The following is a 17,452-nucleotide window of genomic DNA, read 5'->3' as shown; positions in this document are numbered from 1 at the left end:
CATAAGTTAGAAAATTGCTATATTATTTGTTACAGATATTTATCGCCAACCTACTCCTTATCAAAACATTCAAGCCCTAATTACAGTAATTCTATATTGATTTTCTGTCACCACAACTTCAGTGGATAATCTTTCTTCCATTGGTAAGGCATTTTTTCGCCTATCAAAGATAAATAACCAACCAAAATCTAAACCCAAACGCCCTAAATAAGATTCTAATTGTTCAATTCCGTCAGCTTGCGGATCGCGTTTTTTATCTCGCCATACTTTTAATTCAATCCCTAAAATTACATCTTTATACTGTAAACATAAATCCATTCTATCACTACCAATTGCATATTCCCTTTCTAAAACTCCCCCACCATTAACCACACGATGTAAAAAAGCCATTAATACTATATGTGGCGCGATTTCATGGTAAGCAGCACTACTTAATAATGGTTCGACCTGTTGTCGCCAAAACTTGAGAAATGCTGTTAATAAAGCATCTATATTTAATTCACCTGTTGTAGTCAACCAACTAGGACTAATTAAAGGTAAACTGTCCTGAGTTCCTTGTACTAAAACACGGGGAATAACTTCACGATAAATGGGGTTAGAAATAACTAATCCCCCCATCGGATCACGTCGTAATAATCCTAAATCTATTAAATATTGGCGATCATCTGCTAGGGTATCTGGTAATGTTTGCCCTGCTAAAATTGGTTGAATAATGTTTTTAACTCGTTTTTCTCTGAGTTTTTCCGCTAAACTATCTAAATGAGTATCCTGACGAGCTATTAATATTTATTTGGCTGTTAAAATGTGTTCTTTGGTAATAGTAATACTTCTATCTTTTACCATTTTTTCTACAACTTCTTTAGCCAAAGCATTAACTAACCAAGGTTGTCCTTGGGTTAAATCATAAGCTGTTTCTATAGCTTCGGGTGTGAAAATTTGTCCAGTTGCTGCTGTATGTTGTTGATATAATTCTCCCACTTCTGCAAGATTAAAATTTCGCATAGTCAGAGAAGCAACTTTTATATTAAAAGGACTAGATGTATTTAATCTATCACTACCTCCCGATGCTACTTTATAATCTCGCACATCTCGTAAACCAATTAATCCTACCGAGGTCGGAAAATTTTCAGGACGATTAGGAAACCCATCTCTTAACTGTCGTAAAACTGATATTAATGTTTGGTCTTGTAAAGAGTCAATTTCATCTATAAATAATACTATGGGACGATTTAAAGATGTTGCCCAATCTGATAAAAAAGCCTTGATTCTGCTTCCTGCTTCTTCCTGTTGCCATTCTTTTACAGGTGGTTGCAATTCTTTAGGTAAGCGGATATTTATTGTATTATACCATGCCCCTAAAATTGCCAATTCTGCGGCTGTAGGATCATGATTAAATGCACTTCCTACTTCCACTGATACCATGACTGCGGCATAATTTCCAGTATCGGTAAGTTGTTTTGCTAGGGATAACATAGCGGTGGTTTTCCCCGTTTGTCGTGGTGCGTGAAGGACAAAGTAACTTTCTTGTTTAATTAAATCCTCTAAATCTGGTAATCGTACTGTGGGAGATAACATATAGTGGATATCGTCTTTACAGGGACCGGCAATATTAAACCAGCGAGTCATGGTATTTTGGCAGTGGGTGAACTCTTTAAGTTTACACTATCTATAATTATGTTGGTATCAAGCAAGATTTTCACAGGTTATGTTTCTCCTTTAAATATTCCCATTTAGCTTGATCTGGATCAAAATCAGGAGGTGCAGGTTGGGTTTTCTCAAACCAGTTTTGCAAAACCTTGATTTTAGTTGGTCTTTTTGGTGTTTCTGGTGCTGATTCAGTGGTTAGGGTTGTGGTATGATCAAGGGTATCTGTAGCTGCCCAAACTACAATTTCCCCTTTTCTGGGGGGTAAATTCAGGGGTTCGGTAATTACTAAGTTACCAGATTGATCAATTTTTCCTTTGAGTTTGTATGCTTGCATGATGTTTTTCATGAGACTCTGTTTTTATATTATTATCTCAAATTGACTGAATTGGAGGTTATTAACTGAATGTACACCTTAAAAATTAGTAGAGTTGGAAATTCCTTGGCTATAACATTACCTCAAGAAGCTCTGGAAAAACTTAAAGTTCAAGAAGGAGACAGTGTATTTGTCACTGAAACACCAACAGGTATTATTATAACTGCTGGTAATCCTGATTTTGAAAAAGCAATGGAGGCTTACAGAAAAGTCAGCACAAAATACAGAAATGCACTTCATGAGTTAGGGAAATGAATGGAATTTTCTGGTTAGATGAAATAATTGTTAAAGCCATACATGAAGACCAATTAATACAGCATGGTGGTCTGGCGGGTGTGCGAGATAACAATTTGTTTTTCGCTAGTTTAGATAGACCGAAAAATTTACTTGCTTATGGTGAACCTACACCCAGTATATTTGATTTAGCTGCGGCTTATGGTTATGGATTTGCTAAAAATCATGCTTTTATAGATGGTAATAAACGGGTAGCTTTCGTAGTAATGGCTATCTTTCTGGAATTAAATGGATATTCGTTAGATGTTCCAGAACCCGAAGTTGTTTTAATAATGGAACGACTAGCAAACGGTCAAGAAAGTCAAGAAACTATATCAGAATGGCTGCGAGAAAATTCTATTAAATATTAAAGGTTATCTGTGGCTGCCCAAACTACAATTTCCACGTTTCTGGGGGGTAAATTCAGGGGTTTGGTAATCACTAAGTTACCAGATTGATCAATTTTTCCTTTGAGTTTGTATGCTTGCATGATGTTTTTTATGAGACTCTGTTTTTATATGATATCATATTGAACAAATTCATTTTAATAAACCTCATCATGACTGCCAATATCTATCAATAAAATAACCATTTCTAATAACTCCTCATCTTGGGAGAAGTTAAAGATAATTCTACAGTTATAAGCAACAGAACAAGACCATAAACCTGCTAGTTCACCTCCTAATTTATGAGAATTCAAAGATGGTGTAAAAGGATCATCAGCCAAAATCCTTAATACATTAATAATTTGATTTTTTAATTGTGGATTTTTCTTTGTAATCTTCTTGAAAGACCTTTTAAATCCACTACTCCAAACAACTTCCATCATCATCTCCTAGTAAATCAGCAATCAAATCATCAACAGTTCCTCTCTTTGCTGTACCATTTTTAAAAGCCTGTTTTAGTTCTTCTGCATTAGTTAAAATTTCAGTTCGTTTTTGATTAATTCGTTGTTTTTGCAGAAAGTTAAATAAATACTCTCGATCTTCTGTGGGTAAATTTTCGATAGAATTAATAATTTCCTGTAAAGTCATCATGGAACCTCCTAAATTAAGTAAATTCTAGCTTTGGTAATTCTATTTTAATCTATAAGTTCACTGGTTGGGGTTGTGGTATGATCAAGGGTATCTGTGGCTGCCCAAACTACAATTTCCACGTTTCCAGGGGGTAAATTCAGGGGTTCGGTAATCAGCAAGTTACCAGATTGATCAATTTTTCCTTTGAGTTTGTATGCTTGCATGATATTTTTTTAGGACTTACGCAAAAGGGAACGAAAGTAGGGGTAATTCATGAATTACCCCTACGCAAGAATAAGGTTTTCAGTCACATCTTGCGTAAGTCCTAAATATAAAATGGTGATTTTTCCGCTCTGTCGCATCAAGACTTGTGGAGTGTAACCTATGTTAGGATGTCTCTAGTATATTTTCTAAAAATTAATCTACAGGAATATCACTATGAGCTTACAGCGAGAGGTAGAATTAAAATCAGATGCAGGAATGGACTACAGCAAACTCCGTGACTTACTCAAAGCTGGGAAATGGAAAGAAGCGGATGAGGAAACAGCAAGGGTAATGTTAGCGGTTGCAAACCTCGAAGAAGAAAGTTGGTTAGATAATGAACACATTGATAATTTTCCCTGTGCAGACCTCCGCACCATTGACCAATTGTGGGTAAAATACAGTAATGGTAGATTTGGGTTTTCTGTTCAGAAACGCATTTATCAGGGTTTAGGGGGAACGAGAGAATATAACCGAGAAATCTGGGAAAAGTTCGGGGACAAGGTAGGATGGAGAGAAGGAGGAAGCTGGTTGTCTTACATTGATATTACTTTTGAGATGAAAGCACCTAAAGGCCAACTCCCATGTGATTGTTGGGGTTTTTAGTTTTTTAGGAATGATTTTTCGTTTGCGTCTTCTCTCGCGTCGAGACTTGTAGATTGTAACCTGTAAAGATTACAGTTCGTAGGGTGCGTTAGGAGCGCAAAAAGATTATAAAATGTACAAATAAATTAAATACGCGACGTAACGCACCATTATTATTAAATGAGATTTTTAAAAACATAATAAAATAAATTATTGAGCAAATATGAGGTGCGTTACGCTGTCGCTAACACACCCTACAAATTATCTATTACATCAGAAGATTAATAACAGAAGTCGGGGATCTAAATTTTATCAGAGGTGCGTTACGCTGTCGCTAACACACCCTACAAATTATCTATTACATCAGAAGATTAATAACAGAAGTCGGGGATCTAAATTTTATCAGAATCAGATATAATCAAATTGGGTAAATAACCAAAATAATCTATGAATACGTTAGAACTTCGTGAACAAATCCAAAAATATGTTGAACAACTGTCACCAGAAAAATTACTTGTAGCAGTTGATTTTTTAGCATATTTGGCAACAAGAGAAGATGATGCTACTCAAGAGTTATTAGAGATTGTAGGATTTAAAGAAAATTTTGATCATGCTAGAGAAAATGTAAAACAAGGAAAGGTGATTACTGTTGACAAACTTAAACGAAAATATTAATTATACTGTTGTTATTAGTATTGATGCAGGGGAGTTTTTTGAATCTGCTTCTGCTACTTTACAAAAAAAGTTAGATAGATGTTTTGAACGTTTAAAAATTAATCCTCGTAATCATCCTAATATAAAATCTCTCAAAGGTGAGTTATCAGGTTATTATCGTTATCGAGTAGGTGACTATAGAGTTATTTATGAAATTAATGATGATTTAAAACTGGTAACGATAATTTTTATCGCCCATAGAAGTAAAGTTTATGAATAGCTGAAATAAAAATTAAGCAGCCAATCCTGTAGGGTGTGTTAATTAAATGCAACGTACCTTATAAATTCACCGTTAAATATCTTTGAAAAAAGCATTGTTTCCAACAATACTTCATTTAAAAGACTCAAGCTCTAATCACAGTAATTCTATATTGATTTTCTGTCACCACCACCTCAGTGGATAACCTTTCTTCCATTGGTAAGGCATTTTTACGCCTATCAAAAATAAATAACCAACCAAAATCTAACCCTAAACGCCCTAAATAAGATTCTAATTGTTCAATTCCATCAGCTTGCGGATTGCGTTTTTTATCCCGCCATACTTTCAATTCAATCCCTAAAATTACATCTTTATACTGTAAACATAAATCCATTCTATCGCTACCAATGGCATATTCCCTTTCTAAAAGTCCCCCACCATTAATCACACGATGTAAAAAAGCCATTAATACAATATGTGGAGCGATTTCATGATAACCAGTGCTACCTAATAACGGTTCTCCATGTTGTCGCCAAAACTTGAGAAATGCTGTTAATAAAGCATCTAGATTTAACTCCCCTTCCGGTGTTAACCAAGTCGGTGCAATCATTGGTAAAGAAGCCATTGGTGTCACTGTTAAAACTCTGGGTAACACTTCCCGATAAATGGGATTAGCAATAGTTAAACCTCCGTAGGGGTGCATTTTACATAATCCTAAATCAATGACAAATTGAATATCATCATTAGGTATATTTCCTAATTCTAAACCTGCTAACATTGGTTCAATAATGGCTTTAATTCTTGGTTCTCTTAACCTTTCCGCTAAACTATCTAAATGAGTATCCTGACGAGCTATTAATATTTCTTTGGCTATTAAAATGTGTTCTTTTGTAATAGCAATACTTCTATCTTTTAACATTTTTTCTACAACTTCTTTAGCCAAAGCATTGACTAGCCAAGGTTGTCCTTGGGTTAAATCAAACGCTGTTTCTATTGCTTCAGGTGTAAAAATTTGTCCGGTTGCTGCTGTATGTTGTTGATATAATTCTTCTACTTCTGCAAGATTAAAATTTCGCATAGTCAGAGAAGCAACTTTTATATTAAAAGGACTAGAAGTATTTAATCTGTCACTACCTCCCGATGCTACTTTATAATCTCGCACATCTCGTAAACCAATTAATCCTACAGATGAGGGAAAATTTTCTGGACGATTAGGAAAACCATCTCTTAACTGTCGTAAAACTGATATTAATGTTTGGTCTTGTAAAGAGTCGATTTCATCTATAAATAATACTAAAGGGCGGTTTAAGGATGTTGCCCAATCTGATAAAAAATCATTAATTCTATTTCCTGGTTCTTCCTGTTGCCATTGTTTAACAGGTGGTTGTAATTCTTTGGGTAAGCGGATATTTATTGTATTATACCAAGCTCTTAAAATCGCTAATTCTGCTGCACTGGGATCATGATTGAATGCACTTCCTACTTCCACTGATACCATGACTGCGGCATAATTTCCAGTATCGGTAAGTTGTTGTGCTAGAGCTAACATTGCGGTGGTTTTCCCTGTTTGTCGTGGTGCGTGAAGGACAAAGTAACTACGTTGTTGAATTAGCTCCTCTAAATCTGGTAATCGTACTGTGGGAGAGAGCATATAGTGGATATCGTTGGAACAGGGACCGGCAATATTAAACCAGCGAGTCATAGAATTTTATTATTTAGTGGACATTTTAATTTTAGATGATTTTGGTGGGGTTTGTCATGGCAGGAAGGAAGAGGTGATGATCGGCAATACCTTGTTATGCTTGATTATGATCAATTATTGTTATGTAGAGGAATGGTAGGCTGATTTTACGTTTGCTAATGGGTAGTGATACTAAATCTGGTTATTAAAAGTGGCATTTAATATACAAGACTTTGATTGTTGATAGCTTACTGGTATAATACTGGAGCGCACTGGTAGGGTTAACTTCCAGTACCATCGTTACCGAAACCCGATCGAACGATGGTGACAGGAGATCAGTTAATGATCAAAATTGAAAATCTTAAGCTAATTGCTAAAAATTATGGCCGCTGAAATTATTTGTGTAGGAACGGAATTATTATTAGGGGATATAGTTAATACTAACGCCCAATATTTAGCTCTAGAATTGGCAAAATTAGGCATTCCCCATTATTATCAAACGGTGGTGGGGGATAATGTAGAAAGACTGAAAAAAGCGATCGCTATTGCCCGAGAACGTTCCTCAATTTTAATTTTTACCGGGGGACTGGGACCTACTCCCGACGATTTAACCACAGAAACAATCGCCGATTTTTTCCAAACGCCCCTTAGAGAAGATAAAGAGATTTTAGCAGAAATCGAGGCTAAATTTACGAGTTTAGGGCGAGAAATGCCTCCTAGTAACAGTAAACAGGCTTTAATACCCGTGGGAGCCGATTTTTTGCCAAATCCAACCGGAACCGCCCCCGGCATGATCTGGCAACCAGAGACTAACGTAACTATTCTCACTTTCCCCGGAGTACCCTCAGAAATGAAGAGAATGTGGGTAGAAACGGCTATTCCTTACCTAGAAAGTCAAGGATGGGGCAAAGAGAGGATTTATAGTCGTTCTCTGAAATTTCGCGGTATCGGTGAGTCAGCTTTAGCGGAAAAAGTTGTCCATTTATTTGATCTGACTAACCCCACCGTTGCCCCCTATGCTGGTTTAGGCGAAGTGCGTTTGCGAATTGCGACGAAAGCCCCTTCTTTAGAGGCTGCTTTGCAGGTAATTGAACCGGTAGCGACGGAAATTAAGGAAATCGCCGGATTAGATTATTTTGGGGCCGATGATGATACTTTACCCTCGGTAGTGGGGGAACTGTTGCGGCGACAAAAACAAACTTTGAGTGTGGCAGAATCCTGTACCGGAGGAGGATTAGGGGAAATTATCACCCAAATCGCCGGCAGTTCCGATTATTTTTGGGGTGGGGTTATTTCCTACGATAATCGGGTAAAAGTTGCCCTCTTAGACGTAAATGAGCGGGATTTAAATAATGTCGGGGCTGTCAGTGCCATTGTTGCCCAACAGATGGCACTAGGGGTGCGAAAACGCCTCGCTACGGATTGGGGGATCAGTATCACGGGTATTGCCGGACCGGGAGGTGGCAGCGAGACAAAACCCGTGGGCCTAGTTTATATCGGTTTAGCCGATCCTCGGCGAAATGTCACCGTATCAGAGCATCGTTTCGGAGAAAATCGAGATCGCTCGACCATTCGCCAGATTAGTGCTTATACCGCCCTCGATCGCCTACGACGGAACTTATTAACAATATCTTAAAAAAGAATTGCCAAGAATATATACTCAGACTAAAAAGTTATGTTAAGCTTAATATAAATACAAGATATAGATTCCCCCGCTCGTCAGATTTAACAGCCAAACGATGAAAATCAGTTAAAATTCTCTAGAATCAAGCTGTTGCGGGGATCAATCGACGAAAACTCATAGCTAGTATCTCAAAGGAGCCATTTGGTCAATGGACTATTTAGATGAAGTGATAGACAAGTTGAGAGAATGGGCGCGCAAACTGATCGAGAGTGTTTTTGGTCCGGAACCCGAACCCGAACCCGAATTAATCCCGATCCCCGTGCGCGATCACAGTCGATAAGGCCACCGGTAAAACAGAATATTGCGATAATATCAGTGCAAACTTACTATGAGTCTGCACTTGATTTTTGCCTGAAGCCAAGCCTAGCTTAATTTGGTGACAATTTGATTATTTAGTAACAATTCTTGACTGAGTAAATCTTCCACATTAATCCGCAGGAAACACTGATCATCAATCCAGAACTGCACTTTAATGCGATCTTTGCCGGGGAAACCTAAAGGATCGAGTTTAGCGATCGAACAGGCCCCCTCGCGATCATTTAAGGGTTGAACGCTAGTTTCTCCACTACCCAGGGAACGAGTAATTAATTTATCACCATCAAAATAGACCTCCATTGCCCCCCTTTCTGGGCCTAATTCGCCGATAATTAACTCAATGCTGGGTTGATTGTCCACGGAAGCACCTAGGACTAATTCCACGGGTTTTTCCATGGGATAGGGTTGTCCAGAGTTAATAATCGGATGCCAAGCGTGGGCATTTTTGCGACGATTCCAGTAACGAATGCCGTAGCTATGATAAAGAAAATCTTTGACTTGATAACCTTGGGCTAATTGTAACGCTCCCAAAGCGATCGCTTCAAAGGGTCGATCCTCTTTAATTTTACTACTATCAAAATACTGTCGCACCCAATCTTTTACCGCCGGAATTTGTACGGTTCCCCCAACTAATAACACCGCATCGATATCGCTAACTTCAATTCCATTGCGTCTTCCCTGTTGCAAAACTCCCGTCATTAAATCATCTAATTGATTAAAAAAGTTTTGTTGTTGGAGAATATCGGTCAATTGTTCTCGATCTAAGCTTAACTCGTAACTCTCGAAATTTTCCTCATCAAAATATACTTCCTCGGCGGTTAATTGGGAAGAAAGTTTAATTTTTAATCTTTCTGCTAGACGAGTAGTTAGGGAAGTTTTCGCTAAAGATTGCTTTTGGGCAAAATAATCGACAATCCAATCGTCTATATCTGACCCACCTAAATTTGTCCCCGCCTTGGCTAAAACTCTCGCTATTTTAGTTTTTTGGGCGGAATTATTGCCTAAAAGTTTTTCTCCCCACTTGAGAATAAAACCTTGATTTTTTTGAGGATTATCTAAATCTAATTGTACCAAAGAAAGATCGAGGGTGCCACCGCCAAAATCTACCACTAAAATCACCTGATCACCCGTGGTTCCATAACCCAAAGCGGCGGCCGTGGGTTCATCAATTAGTCGAATTTGTTCGATTTCCCATCCCTGACAAACATTGCTTAACCAATTGCGGTAACTTTCAAAACTATCGACGGGGACGGTTAAAACTAGCGATTGGGGGGTTTCCAGGGCGGTGTTTTTTAAGTGGTCGATGATGCTATCGAGAAACCATTGGCCAACCCCCTCGAAACTGAGGACAGTTTCCTCTAATTCTGGTAAAAATCCTTGAATTTTTGCGCCGATACCTCGTTTAAAGCGACGAAAAAAACGCGGATCTCGATCGATATCTAAACCCTGATCGCGCACTGCTTGACCAGCAATTACTTGCAGGGGATTGGCTGATTTAATATAGAGTAAACTGGGAATTAGGGGCGGATTGTCGGCTATTTGTTGGGATAACTCCGATAATTTCACGGTTTCGGCCCTATTTGTCGCCCCATTCCAACGAGTAATGACGGTATTACTGGTTCCGAAATCAATAGCGTAGAACACGATCGATGGTTTTTAGATAAATTTAGTTAATTATTCGCTATTGTAACCTGTTATTTACTGAACCCGCCCGATCGAGGTGGAAGTTTCCCCAAAAAATCGGGAATTTGTTCAGCGCAAGCTCAAGAATTCTGTGCAGAAACTTGACAAATAATCTTTAATAGTATATATGAGTTCCACCTGATCAAAGGATTATGTTAGCAGTTACTACCTCACCCGAAACCCTCTCCTTAGAAATTCCTAGCGCGATCGCTCTCTCTATCACCCTTGAACAGTTTGAAGCCCTTGCGGAGGTCAACCGGGACTTAAAATTAGAACGTACAGCCCAAGGAGAATTAATCGTGAATCCCCCGACAGGTGGCGAATCAGGACAGCGTAATTTTCGTATAACAGGACAATTGTTTTGCTGGTGCGAAGAAAATGAAGCTTTAGGAGTCGGGTTTGACTCTTCCACTGGATTTATACTACCAAATGGGGCGATTCGTTCTCCCGATCTATCTTGGGTGAGTCGAGAACGCTGGGAATCTTTAACCCCTAAGCAGAAAAAAGGATTTATTCCCCTCTGCCCCGATTTTGTGGTGGAATTGCGCTCTGAATCCGATAGTCTTGACAAATTACAGAAAAAACTGCTTGAGTATAGGGAAAATGGCGCAAGGTTAGGCTGGTTAATCGATCCCCAGAATCGGCAAGTTGAAATTTATCGTCAAGGAAAGGAGGTAGAAATATTAGAAAATCCCACTGATTTATCGGGTGAAGATGTTTTACCTAATTTTAGCTTAAATTTAAAGCTCTGATGTTTTCGGGAGTAATCCTGCGATATTCTGCCAATGTTTTTGAGATCGGGGAGTCGCTTTAAAATTATCTAAGAATTCTTTTTTCTAGGTCATCATCAAATGAGCATCGAAAAGTCGTTAGTCTCGTCAGGTAAAAGTCTTTATCAAGAAGATTTCTACCGATGGTTACAAGAAACCGCTAATTTACTCAAAGAACATCGTTTTGAAAAATTAGACTTAGAAAATTTGATCGAAGAAATTGAAACGATGGGAAGGAGTGAAAAACGAGAACTAGAAAGTCGCTTAACCGTCATTGCCGAACATCTGCTTAAATTGACTTACTGGCTAACTGAAAAGGAAGCAAATGCTCAAGGGTGGCGCAGCACAATTGTTGAACAACGCAGACAAGTTCAACGCTTATTAAAAGAGAGTCCAAGTCTGAGAAGATTGATTCCTGAAATCTGGATAGATTGTTACCTAGCAGCCAGAGAAGATACTTTCAGAAAGTATCAACTTGCTGCTGATTTATTCCCGATTGAATCACCCTTCACCCTTGCAGAAATCCTTGATTATGACTATCTTCCTTAAAAATGAATTCGGTATTTTATCGATGAATACAATGCCTAACAAAGCCAAGCTTTAAACGGCAATCACTACCTCTGATTTACCAAATCAAAGTAAGATTTAAACTAAATTCTGGCAGCATATTTTCCCCCGATAAACTCTCTGGATCGGTTAAAATTTCTACTGCCTGTTCTTGACGATAAATTTCTACTTCTCTAGTTTTTCTATTGATTAACCAACCCAAACGAGTCCCATTATCTAAATGTTCCTGCATTTTTTTCCTAGTAGTTTCTATGTTGTCATTAGGAGACATTAATTCAATGACAAAATCGGGAGATAGAGGTAAAAACCTTTCCTTTTGTTGTGGGGTTAAAGCTTGCCATTTATCTAAAGGTATCCAACCAGCATCGGGAGAGCGATCGGCTCCATTGGGTAGTTTAAATCCTGTGGAGAAATCAAAAGCGATACCCTTACCATTGTTATCTGACCAATTAAATAATTGTTGGGTGATTCTACCGTTACTATTGCCCGTTTTTCCTCCCGTCGGTGGCATAATAATTAAATCTCCTTTTGGGTTGCGTTCCAAACGTAAATCTCGGTTATCCTGACAAAGTTGAAAAAACTGTTCATCGCTCAGTTGCCAAGATTCAAATTTAATTTCTACTACTGTCATCATAGATTCTCTTTTATAGGATTATAGAATTACCAAATACTATCAAGTTCTAAGACAAATTGAGATAAAATACTTTCCCCCGATAAACTCTCTGGATTAGTTAAAATTTCTACTGCCTGTCCTTGACGATAAATTTCTACTTCTCTAGTTTTTCTATTGATTAACCAACCTAAACGACTCCCATTATCTAAATATTCCTGCATTTTTTTCCTAGCAGTTTCTATGTTGTCACTAGGAGACATTAATTCAATGACAAAATCGGGAGATAGAGGTAAAAATCTTTCCTTTTGTTGTGGGGTTAAAGCTTGCCATTTTTCTAAAGGTATCCAAGCAGCATCGGGAGAGCGATCGGCTCCATTCGGTAGTTTAAATCCCGTGGAGGAATCAAAAACTACACCTAATTTATTTAGGTTATTCCATAACCATAATTGGGCAGTGATTCCAGCGTTAGAATTGCTGGTTTTTCCCCCCGTTGGTGGCATAATAATTAAATCTCCTTTTGCGCTGCGTTCCAAGCGCAAATCTCGGTTATCCTGACAAAGTTGAAAGAACTGTTCATCGCTGAGTTGCCAAGATTCAAATTTAACTTCTACTGTCATTATTATCCCCAGCCTACTCTCGCCTAACATTTATGGTAACACCCTAGGGCAAGAGATGTTCCTGGATGAAATTAGTGTAAACATCTCCAGCTAAAAAGGCGGGAGTTTCCAATATTTTACGATGGAAATCAATAGTCGTCGGTACTCCCGTGATCGCACATTCCCGCAGGGCCCGTTTCATGCGTTTAATCGCAGTTTCGCGATTTTCTCCCCAGACAATTAATTTCCCAATTAGGGAATCGTAATAGGGGGGGATTTCGTAATCGGTGTAAACGTGGGAATCCATGCGGACACCAGGACCGCCGGGAGGCAGATAAGCGCTAATTTTGCCGGGGTGAGGGCGAAAATTGTGATCGGGATCCTCGGCATTAATGCGACACTCGATCGAATGTCCTCTAAATATCACCTGATCTTGCTTAATTTGCAGTTTTTCGCCCTGTGCCACCAGAATTTGTTCTCGGATCAGGTCTATCCCCGTGATCATCTCCGTGACGGGGTGTTCCACCTGAATACGGGTGTTCATTTCCATGAAGTAAAAATTACCGTGTTTATCCACTAAAAATTCCACGGTTCCCACCCCGACGTAATTAATCGATTTAGCGGCTTTAACGGCGGCATTACCCATTTTTGAGCGTAAATGCGGCGTTAAAAAAGGACTGGGGGCCTCTTCTAGCAGTTTTTGGTGTCGTCGCTGAATCGAACAGTCTCTTTCTCCTAAATGGATCACGTTACCGTGACTATCGGCCAAAATCTGAAACTCGATATGTCGGGGACATTCGATAAATTTTTCTAGATATACTCCCGAATTGCCAAAAGCCGCTTCTGCTTCCCCTTGGGCGGCTTTTAACATATTACCTAGTTCATCTGCACTCTTGACAAGACGCATCCCACGCCCTCCACCGCCGGCGGTGGCTTTAATCAGGACAGGATAACCGATGTCATCAGCGATACGTTTTGCTTCCGCTTCTGAGGTAATTAAACCACCACTGCCGGGGATAGTGGGAACTCCCGCTTTTTGCATGGTTTTTTTAGCGGTAGATTTATCCCCCATAGCCAGAATAGCACTGGGAGACGGACCGATAAAAGTTAACTGATGGTCGGCACAAATTTCGGCAAAGCGGGCGTTTTCTGCCAAAAAACCGTAACCGGGATGGATGGCCGTGGCGTTGCGTGTTAGGGCAGCCGAGATGATATTAGGGATATTTAGGTAACTTTTGCTGCTCGGAGGCGGACCAATACAAACACTCTCATCGGCCAATTGAACATGAAGGGCATGGCGATCGATGGTAGAGTGGACGGCAACGGTTCTAATACCCAATTCTTCGCAACTATGAAGGATTCTTAAGGCGATTTCCCCGCGATTGGCGATTAATATCTTGGCAAACTGCATTGGACGACCACGAGATCAGGCTGGTGTGATAGGCGACTATTTAGTAGAATATCTGGTTTTGTTACCTTGGGGAAATCGGGAAGTGGGTAATTATAAATTATGAATTATGAATTATGAATTATGAATTGGGGTGTGGGGTGTGGGGAGAATAAATAAAATAATCTGCTATCTCCTATCTCCTGACTCCTGACTCCCGACTCCTATCTCCTGACTCCTGACTCCTACCTACCGACGGCTAAATTAACCGACTTCGTCTCCCTCCCCGGCCAAGATTGAAAGCGATAAGCTAGAGTGTGAGGAGTGAAAACTTTTTAATCTCGTTTCGCCCCTAGAGGATAATAGCTCGATGTTGCGAATTATCACAGAGCCATGGTCAGCCAGAACGGAACTGAGACGAATTCGGGAACGGTTCGACGATCCGGAAATTCGGGAAAAAGAATCGCTTGTCCGAGAGATTGTCGATCAGGTGCGACTTACTGGCGATCGCTCGTTGGTGGATTACACAGAAAAATTCTACCAACAGTCCCTTAATCTACAACAACTTAAGGTGAGTGGCTCGGAACTGGATGCCGCTTATCAACAGGTGTCCCAGGATTTATTAAATGCGATCGCTGTTGCCTGTGCAAAAATGGAGGCTTTTCACCGTCAGCGTCTCCCCAAAGCTTGGGTACAGTTTCCTGAGGATGGTACGGTTCGGGGGAAACGTTATCAACCGATTAACAGTGTGGGAATTGTTGTTCCCGATGGTAAACGGGCCTATCTCAGTTTATTGCTCCAACAGGCGATTCCTGCCAAAATAGCGGGGGTTAAACGCATTGTCATGGTATCTCCCGCCGATGAGGATTTACGCATCCATCCGGCGATTTTAGTGGCGGCCCAATCGGTGGGTATTAGTGAGATTTATCGGGTGGCTGGACCACAGGCGATCGCCGCTTTAGCCTACGGCACAAAAACGATCGCCCCCGTGGAGATGATTGCAGGAATAGGTGATTTTTACACTAATTTGGCTAAAAAACTGGTTTCTGACCATGTAAAAATCGATTATCTCTCTATTACTTCTGATTTGGTTATTATTGCCGATAGTCAAGCTAATCCCAGACAGTTGGCCCTAGACCTATTAGCGCAAGCGGAACAGTATTCCCTAGCGGCTGCGATTTTATTGACGACGGATAAGGCTTTAGCCCTAATAGTACAGGAAGAAGTGCAAAAACAGTTACAGGTACATCCCCAGAGATTGTTGACGGAAAAAGCGATCGCTCATTATGGTTTAATCGTGGTGGTGGAGTCATTGGAGAAAGCGATCGAATTATCGAATCTTTTTGCTCCTACCCATTTATCTTTGATGATCGATGAGCCTTGGCAAAAGCTATCTTCTTTGAGACAATCGGGAACTATTCTCCTCGGTTCTACTACCCCAAAAGCGGTGGCTGATTATTTGGGTTGTCCCGTGGGAGTGGAAACTTTTCTCGATTCCGCCACTTTGATCGAATATCCCGCCGATTCTTTCGCCTCCATAGCCCATAATCTGCAAATATTAGCGCAAGCGGAGGGATTTACGGCAACGGATGCTGGTATAGAATACCGAGGTCAGGACAAGACCTAGAAAAACTATAATCTTCTCAAAGCAACGATTGGATCCAATTTAGCGGCACGATGAGCGGGAACAACACCGAAAATTAGACCGATGGCACTGGAAACTCCTAAAGCGAGAATTATGGCAGGGATTGAGATACTGGTGGTTAGAGCGGCAAAAATTCCCGCTAGATACATTCCTTGAATGCCGACAAAAATCCCGATAATTCCGCCCGTGGTGGCTAAAATAACCGATTCAATCAGAAATTGACCTTTTATATCCCCTTCTTTCGCTCCTAAAGCCTTTCTTAACCCGATTTCTTGGGTTCTTTCCGTGACTGACACGAGCATAATATTCATGACACCGATTCCCCCGACAAAAAGGGATATACTGGCGATCGAGGCTAACATTCTAGTTAAACTCTCGTTAGTCTCTTTGGTCATTTCTAAGACTGCGGTTTGGGGGAAAATCTGCACATAATTCTCGTCACTGACCTGATGACGCATTTGCAGCAGGTTGCTAATCTGAAACTGGGCGGCTTTAATTTGGGCGGAGTTTTTAGCCAAGACAGAAATATGAGTCAGGGGAATGCCAAAGATAGAATTGCGCCCTTGAACCTGATTAGACATGGTAGTTAGGGGAATTAAGGCTCGATCGTCCTGATTAGCCTCAAATAAGGAGCCTTTCGCCTGTAAAACTCCAATAACTTGAAAACTAAGATCGCCGATGCGAAGATTTTCGCCGACGGGATTGCGATTACCAAAGAGATTTTTAGCTAATTCCGCTCCCAAGACAATCACCCGATTATCCCGTTTCAGGTCAGATTCCATAATAAATCTACCTTTAGATAGTTGACGGTTACGCACGTTTAGGTACTCGGCTCCCACCCCAATCAGGGGGCTATTACTGGTTCTATTACCGAAGGATAAGATTTTTTTACCGCTCAATTCGGGAGAAATGGCGGCAATGGCGGGAACTTGAGATGCGATCGCTTGAGCATCTTCGTAGGTGAGGGGCCGGGGATTAGGAATTGTCCGCCGGACATTGCGCGAGGAGGTGGAAACAAATAAAACATTCGGACCGAGAGCTTCAAACTGCTCGAGGGCGACTTTTTGCGCTCCTTCACCCACTCCCACTAGGGCAATGACGGAGGCGTTACCGATAGCAATTCCTAGCATAGTCAGACCACTACGCAGTTTATTGCCCATCAAAGCGGAAAAAGCCATTTTCAGGTTTTCGAGCATTTCCATGGTTAGTTACATTCAGTGATCAGTAAACAGTAAACAGTGATCAGTAAACAGTAAACAGTGAAAAGTAAACAGTAAACAGGGATAAAGATGAAGATAAATAAATAACTAAATAACTAATTAACTTAAAACTTAAAACTTACATCTGATAACTGATAACTGATAACTGATAACTGATAACTGATAACTGATAACTGATAACTGATAACTGATAACTGATAACTGATAACTGATAACTGATAAC

Annotated in this window: 22 protein-coding genes and 1 pseudogene; 11 read left to right on the top strand and 12 right to left on the bottom strand. The window is 40.0% G+C overall.

What is annotated here, in order from left to right:
- Nucleotides 1-69: 69 nt before the first annotated feature.
- Together MICAI_RS27185 and MICAI_RS14595 are read right to left on the bottom strand one after the other, a co-directional pair.
- Nucleotides 70-1,626, bottom strand: a pseudogene (locus MICAI_RS27185) (AAA-like domain-containing protein).
- A 70-nt stretch (nucleotides 1,627-1,696) separates the two neighbouring features.
- Nucleotides 1,697-1,981, bottom strand: coding sequence for a hypothetical protein (locus tag MICAI_RS14595; RefSeq protein ID WP_016515349.1), 285 nt, complete (start codon nucleotides 1,979-1,981; stop codon nucleotides 1,697-1,699).
- A gap of 69 nt (nucleotides 1,982-2,050) precedes the next feature.
- Here MICAI_RS14595 and MICAI_RS14590 point away from each other — a divergent pair, with 69 nt between their 5' ends.
- Nucleotides 2,051-2,275: an AbrB/MazE/SpoVT family DNA-binding domain-containing protein gene (locus tag MICAI_RS14590; RefSeq protein WP_002751127.1), complete on the top strand. Its 225-nt coding sequence runs from the start codon at nucleotides 2,051-2,053 to the stop codon at nucleotides 2,273-2,275.
- Entirely contained in the window at nucleotides 2,272-2,664 is a 393-nt protein-coding gene (locus MICAI_RS14585; RefSeq protein ID WP_002802172.1) for a type II toxin-antitoxin system death-on-curing family toxin, read from the top strand. The genes MICAI_RS14590 and MICAI_RS14585 overlap by 4 nt, the downstream gene beginning before the upstream one ends.
- Here the strand turns inward: MICAI_RS14585 and MICAI_RS27600 are convergent.
- Genes MICAI_RS27600 through MICAI_RS26490 form a run of 4 tightly spaced genes read right to left on the bottom strand, consistent with a single transcriptional unit; the run spans nucleotide 2,661 to nucleotide 3,533 of the window.
- Nucleotides 2,661-2,783, bottom strand: a complete 123-nt coding sequence (locus tag MICAI_RS27600) for a hypothetical protein (protein ID WP_002793363.1) — start codon at nucleotides 2,781-2,783, stop codon at nucleotides 2,661-2,663. The two genes, MICAI_RS14585 and MICAI_RS27600, sit on opposite strands and share 4 nt — an antisense overlap.
- 54 nt (nucleotides 2,784-2,837) lie before the next feature.
- Entirely contained in the window at nucleotides 2,838-3,119 is a 282-nt protein-coding gene (locus tag MICAI_RS14580; RefSeq protein WP_008203437.1) for a type II toxin-antitoxin system RelE/ParE family toxin, read from the bottom strand.
- Complete coding sequence (locus tag MICAI_RS14575) at nucleotides 3,100-3,327, bottom strand: hypothetical protein (RefSeq protein ID WP_172969780.1); 228 nt, start codon at nucleotides 3,325-3,327, stop codon at nucleotides 3,100-3,102. Before MICAI_RS14575 ends, MICAI_RS14580 begins: the two co-directional genes overlap by 20 nt.
- Nucleotides 3,328-3,374: 47 nt before the next feature.
- Nucleotides 3,375-3,533, bottom strand: coding sequence for a hypothetical protein (locus MICAI_RS26490; RefSeq protein ID WP_008203435.1), 159 nt, complete (start codon nucleotides 3,531-3,533; stop codon nucleotides 3,375-3,377).
- A 214-nt stretch (nucleotides 3,534-3,747) separates the two neighbouring features.
- On the opposite strand from MICAI_RS26490, the gene MICAI_RS14570 reads away from it, so the two are divergent.
- The 3 genes from MICAI_RS14570 (at nucleotide 3,748) to MICAI_RS14560 (ending at nucleotide 5,089) form a co-directional block, all read left to right on the top strand.
- A complete protein-coding gene (locus MICAI_RS14570; RefSeq protein ID WP_008203433.1) occupies nucleotides 3,748-4,176 on the top strand; it encodes a GUN4 domain-containing protein in 429 nt (142 codons plus the stop codon).
- A 426-nt stretch (nucleotides 4,177-4,602) separates the two neighbouring features.
- The gene (locus tag MICAI_RS14565) at nucleotides 4,603-4,830 is read left to right on the top strand and encodes a hypothetical protein (RefSeq protein ID WP_002734104.1); all 228 of its coding nucleotides are present in this window, start codon (nucleotides 4,603-4,605) and stop codon (nucleotides 4,828-4,830) included.
- Complete coding sequence (locus tag MICAI_RS14560) at nucleotides 4,805-5,089, top strand: type II toxin-antitoxin system RelE family toxin (protein WP_002734303.1); 285 nt, start codon at nucleotides 4,805-4,807, stop codon at nucleotides 5,087-5,089. Before MICAI_RS14565 ends, MICAI_RS14560 begins: the two co-directional genes overlap by 26 nt.
- A 124-nt stretch (nucleotides 5,090-5,213) precedes the next feature.
- On the opposite strand, the gene MICAI_RS14555 is transcribed toward MICAI_RS14560, so the two are convergent.
- On the bottom strand, nucleotides 5,214-6,770 hold the full coding sequence (locus MICAI_RS14555; RefSeq protein ID WP_008203427.1) for an AAA-like domain-containing protein: 1,557 nt from the start codon (nucleotides 6,768-6,770) through the stop codon (nucleotides 5,214-5,216).
- Nucleotides 6,771-6,786: 16 nt separating this feature from the next.
- On the opposite strand from MICAI_RS14555, the gene MICAI_RS27595 reads away from it, so the two are divergent.
- The 3 genes from MICAI_RS27595 (at nucleotide 6,787) to MICAI_RS27590 (ending at nucleotide 8,713) form a co-directional block, all read left to right on the top strand.
- Nucleotides 6,787-6,909, top strand: coding sequence for a hypothetical protein (locus MICAI_RS27595; RefSeq protein WP_002734593.1), 123 nt, complete (start codon nucleotides 6,787-6,789; stop codon nucleotides 6,907-6,909).
- Between the two features lie 222 nt (nucleotides 6,910-7,131).
- Nucleotides 7,132-8,385 carry a competence/damage-inducible protein A gene (locus MICAI_RS14550; RefSeq protein ID WP_008203424.1) on the top strand — a complete coding sequence of 418 codons (1,254 nt, stop codon included), beginning with the start codon at nucleotides 7,132-7,134 and terminating at the stop codon, nucleotides 8,383-8,385.
- Nucleotides 8,386-8,581: 196 nt separating this feature from the next.
- Nucleotides 8,582-8,713 carry a hypothetical protein gene (locus tag MICAI_RS27590; protein WP_002757361.1) on the top strand — a complete coding sequence of 44 codons (132 nt, stop codon included), beginning with the start codon at nucleotides 8,582-8,584 and terminating at the stop codon, nucleotides 8,711-8,713.
- A gap of 83 nt (nucleotides 8,714-8,796) precedes the next feature.
- On the opposite strand, the gene MICAI_RS14545 is transcribed toward MICAI_RS27590, so the two are convergent.
- On the bottom strand, nucleotides 8,797-10,392 hold the full coding sequence (locus tag MICAI_RS14545) for an Hsp70 family protein (protein WP_008203421.1): 1,596 nt from the start codon (nucleotides 10,390-10,392) through the stop codon (nucleotides 8,797-8,799).
- Nucleotides 10,393-10,583: 191 nt separating this feature from the next.
- Here MICAI_RS14545 and MICAI_RS14540 point away from each other — a divergent pair, with 191 nt between their 5' ends.
- Both MICAI_RS14540 and MICAI_RS14535 read left to right on the top strand, forming a co-directional pair.
- Nucleotides 10,584-11,183, top strand: coding sequence for a Uma2 family endonuclease (locus MICAI_RS14540; RefSeq protein ID WP_008203419.1), 600 nt, complete (start codon nucleotides 10,584-10,586; stop codon nucleotides 11,181-11,183).
- A gap of 99 nt (nucleotides 11,184-11,282) precedes the next feature.
- The gene (locus MICAI_RS14535) at nucleotides 11,283-11,750 is read left to right on the top strand and encodes a DUF29 domain-containing protein (protein WP_008203417.1); all 468 of its coding nucleotides are present in this window, start codon (nucleotides 11,283-11,285) and stop codon (nucleotides 11,748-11,750) included.
- Nucleotides 11,751-11,826: 76 nt separating this feature from the next.
- Here MICAI_RS14535 and MICAI_RS14530 read toward each other — a convergent pair whose 3' ends face one another.
- The 3 genes from MICAI_RS14530 to accC are packed head-to-tail and all read right to left on the bottom strand — an operon-like array spanning nucleotide 11,827 to nucleotide 14,388.
- Nucleotides 11,827-12,402 (bottom strand): Uma2 family endonuclease, encoded by a 576-nt coding sequence (locus MICAI_RS14530; protein ID WP_008203414.1) that lies wholly within the window; start codon nucleotides 12,400-12,402, stop codon nucleotides 11,827-11,829.
- A gap of 26 nt (nucleotides 12,403-12,428) precedes the next feature.
- Nucleotides 12,429-12,998 carry a Uma2 family endonuclease gene (locus MICAI_RS14525; protein ID WP_008203411.1) on the bottom strand — a complete coding sequence of 190 codons (570 nt, stop codon included), beginning with the start codon at nucleotides 12,996-12,998 and terminating at the stop codon, nucleotides 12,429-12,431.
- Nucleotides 12,999-13,041: 43 nt separating this feature from the next.
- A complete protein-coding gene (accC, locus tag MICAI_RS14520) occupies nucleotides 13,042-14,388 on the bottom strand; it encodes an acetyl-CoA carboxylase biotin carboxylase subunit (RefSeq protein ID WP_008203409.1) in 1,347 nt (448 codons plus the stop codon).
- 346 nt (nucleotides 14,389-14,734) lie between these two features.
- On the opposite strand from accC, the gene hisD reads away from it, so the two are divergent.
- Entirely contained in the window at nucleotides 14,735-15,991 is a 1,257-nt protein-coding gene (gene hisD, locus MICAI_RS14515) for a histidinol dehydrogenase (protein ID WP_008203407.1), read from the top strand.
- A gap of 5 nt (nucleotides 15,992-15,996) precedes the next feature.
- Here hisD and MICAI_RS14510 read toward each other — a convergent pair whose 3' ends face one another.
- Entirely contained in the window at nucleotides 15,997-17,211 is a 1,215-nt protein-coding gene (locus MICAI_RS14510) for an ABC transporter permease (protein WP_008203405.1), read from the bottom strand.
- Between the last annotated feature and the right edge of the window lie 241 nt (nucleotides 17,212-17,452).

Origin of the sequence: Microcystis sp. T1-4, from assembly GCF_000297435.1 — a bacterium.
GTDB lineage: Bacteria > Cyanobacteriota > Cyanobacteriia > Cyanobacteriales > Microcystaceae > Microcystis.
The sequence above is the reverse complement of the archived record's forward strand: the minus strand, read 5'-3'. Positions and strand labels throughout refer to the sequence as shown.